The sequence below is a fragment of the Pseudomonas sp. PNPG3 genome, assembly GCF_023093815.1.
Taxonomy (GTDB): Bacteria; Pseudomonadota; Gammaproteobacteria; order Pseudomonadales; family Pseudomonadaceae; genus Aquipseudomonas; species Aquipseudomonas asiatica.
Genome location: NZ_JALLKV010000099.1, coordinates 4,669 through 7,540, shown reverse-complemented (window position 1 = coordinate 7,540; position 2,872 = coordinate 4,669). Strand labels below are relative to the sequence as shown.

The 2,872-nt window shown below is 61.9% G+C and carries 4 protein-coding genes; 2 read left to right on the top strand and 2 right to left on the bottom strand.

Going from position 1 to position 2,872, the window contains the following annotated elements; all coding sequences use genetic code 11:
* Positions 1 to 55: 55 nt before the first annotated feature.
* A complete protein-coding gene (locus MJ643_RS29840; protein ID WP_247727228.1) occupies positions 56 to 526 on the bottom strand; it encodes a GreA/GreB family elongation factor in 471 nt (156 codons plus the stop codon).
* A gap of 2 nt (positions 527 to 528) precedes the next feature.
* Positions 529 to 927 carry a hypothetical protein gene (locus MJ643_RS29835; RefSeq protein ID WP_023662568.1) on the bottom strand — a complete coding sequence of 133 codons (399 nt, stop codon included), beginning with the start codon at positions 925 to 927 and terminating at the stop codon, positions 529 to 531.
* A gap of 130 nt (positions 928 to 1,057) precedes the next feature.
* On the opposite strand from MJ643_RS29835, the gene earP reads away from it, so the two are divergent.
* Both earP and efp read left to right on the top strand, forming a co-directional pair.
* The gene (gene earP, locus MJ643_RS29830) at positions 1,058 to 2,185 is read left to right on the top strand and encodes an elongation factor P maturation arginine rhamnosyltransferase EarP (protein WP_023662569.1); all 1,128 of its coding nucleotides are present in this window, start codon (positions 1,058 to 1,060) and stop codon (positions 2,183 to 2,185) included.
* Between the two features lie 48 nt (positions 2,186 to 2,233).
* Positions 2,234 to 2,803: an elongation factor P gene (gene efp / locus MJ643_RS29825; RefSeq protein ID WP_013971530.1), complete on the top strand. Its 570-nt coding sequence runs from the start codon at positions 2,234 to 2,236 to the stop codon at positions 2,801 to 2,803.
* Positions 2,804 to 2,872 lie beyond the last annotated feature (69 nt).

The following is a 2,872-nucleotide window of genomic DNA, read 5'->3' as shown; positions in this document are numbered from 1 at the left end:
TCCTCCTCCCTTCAAGTCTAACCATACAAGCTGGCTTGCCGGCGATAGGGCCGGTTCAGACAACATCGACTATGAACAATGCCTGTGCCGCCAGGCTCACCTCATCATCAACCTTCCTGCCGACCAGCTGCTGCCCCAGCGGCGAGCGCGGTGTAATCACCGTCACCAGCCCATCCCCCTCGCCAATCTTCAACCCCGCAGCCTCCGGCCCGAGGAACAGTCGGCGCTGCCCGCCATCTTCATCCTCCAGCGTCACCAGGTTGCTCACCTGCACCCCGCGTGCCGGGTCGTAATCGCGCAGCAGCAGTTGCTGGTAGGTCAGCAGCGCCTTGCGGATCTCGGCGCTGCGGCGGGCCTGGCCGGTGGCCAGGTACGAGGCCTCCAGGCCCAGGGTGTCGTACTTGTTCTCGGCGATGTTCTCTTCGGCAGTGGCGGCTTCGTACGCAGTTTGTGCCGCGCGGGTCAGCACATCCAGGTCCTGTTCGAGGGTGGCAACTATCTGCGCCAGCAGGCTGGGCTTGTCCATGGTCAGTAACAGAACTCCAGCACGTTGGCCTGGCTTTTGTCGGTGGGCGCGGTGCGGTTCTGCTGCAGCCAGAACTGGCACTTGGGGCTGTTGAGGTTGCGCGGGTTGCCCTGGGCGGCCTCGGCGGCCTGTTGCAGCTCCTGCTTGTGCAGGATGTCGTTGTAGCGTTCGAACATTTCCGCCTGGGCATCCGCCGCAGGGGCTGGCGATGGCGGCGCGGCAGGCCGGTACGCGGCGGGGGCCACGGCTTCGGCCAGTGGCTGTACCTGCTGTGGCCACAGTTGCAGGGCCAGCCACAGGCTGGCGGCGATCGCCACGGCGCCCAGCCACAGGCCCAAGGCAACGCACACGATCAACGGCAACGGCTTGAGGGTGATCTTCAATTCACGGTGGCGCGCCATGGCAGCCTCCTGGCAGGGTGTTCGGGGTGCATTGTCGCATGCGCCTGGGCATTTTTCCGCGCAGGTGCTTTTGTCAGCGACAATTTATACGCAGAATGCGCGGTTTTTCCGCTGGGCGAGGGCAGGGCACATGAAAGCCACTTGGGACATCTTCTGCAGCGTCGTCGACAACTACGGCGATATAGGCGTGACCTGGCGCCTGGCCCGGCAGCTGGTGGCCGAGCACGGCCTGGCTGTGCGCCTGTGGGTGGATGACCTCAATGCATTCACGCCCATGTGCCCCGGGGCCGATGCCACCGCCCCGCAGCAGTGGCAGCACGGTGTGGATGTGCGCCAATGGCCGGTAGCCTGGTTGCCGGTGGCGCCGGCTGATGTGGTAATCGGTGCCTTCGCCTGCCAATTGCCAGCAGCCTATGTGGAGGCAATGCGTGCTCGTGTCACGCCGCCGCTGTGGCTGAACCTCGAATACCTCAGTGCCGAGGACTGGGTGGAAGGTTGCCATGGCTTGCCTTCGCCGCAGCCCAATGGCTTGCGCAAGGTATTTTTCTTTCCAGGCTTCACTGAAAAAACCGGTGGCCTGCTGCGCGAGGGCTCGCTGCTGGCGCGGCGTGATGCGTTCCAGCAAGGCGCACGGCAGGCCTTCTTGCACGGGCTTGGCGTAAACCCTGAAGCGGGGGCGTTGCTGATTTCCCTGTTCGCCTACGAAAACCCGCAATTGGGCAACTGGCTTGAGGCCCTGGCCTCAGGCGAGCAACCTTGCCACCTGCTGGTGCCGGAAGGGCGCGTTGTCGCGGGGCTCGGCCAGTGGCTTGGCGAGGCTTCACTGCAAGTGGGCAGCGTGCGCAAGCGCGGGGCGCTGACCCTGCAGGTGCTACCTTTCGTCAGCCAGGACGACTACGACCGGTTGCTGTGGAGCTGTGATTTCAATGCCGTGCGCGGCGAAGACTCGTTCGTGCGCGCGCAGTGGGCCGGGCAGCCGATGCTGTGGCACATTTACGTGCAGGACGAGAATGCCCATTGGGAAAAGCTCGAAGCGTTTCTTGCGCATTATCGACAGGGGTTGTCAGGCGATGCCGATGCCGCCCTGCTTGGCCTGTGGCGTGCCTGGAACATGGACCGCGACATGGGCCAGGCCTGGCAGGCAGCCCGTCAGCACTGGCCGGAACTGCAGCAGCATGCCCGGCTTTGGGCGGCGCGACAGGCCGCTCAGCCGGACCTTGCCACAGCGCTAGTACACTTTTACCGAAATTCGCTATGATACGCGGCCTCGATTTTTATAAATCCATCCAGATTCGGATACTTCGTAATGAAAACTGGTAAAGAACTGAAACCCGGTACCGTCCTGCGGATCGACAACGACCCGTGGCTGGTTCAAAAAGCTGAGTTCACCAAGTCGGGCCGTAACAGCGCGATCATGAAGACCAAGCTGAAGAACCTGCTGACCGGCTACAAGACCGAAACCGTCTACGGTGCAGACGACAAGCTGGACGACGTGATCCTGGATCGCAAAGAAGCGACCCTGTCGTTCATCAACGGTGACGAATACACCTTCATGGACACCACCGACTACACCATGTACGAACTGAACGCCGAGGACATCGAAGCCGTTCTGCCGTACATCGAAGAAGGCATGGAAGACGTCTGCGAAGCCGTGTTCTTCGAAGGCCGCCTGGTATCGGTTGAACTGCCGACCACCATCAGCCGCCAGGTTGTCTACACCGAGAACGCTGCACGCGGCGACACCTCGGGCAAGGTCATGAAGCCTGCCAAGCTGAAGAACGGTACCGAGATCTCGGTTGCCGACTTCATCCAGATCGACGAGTGGATCGATATCGACACTCGCGACAACAGCTTCAAAGGCCGTTCCAAGAAGTAATCCTTCTTGTGAAACGCAAAAAACCCGGCCTTGGCCGGGTTTTTTAATGCCTGCAAACCTCCAGGCCGC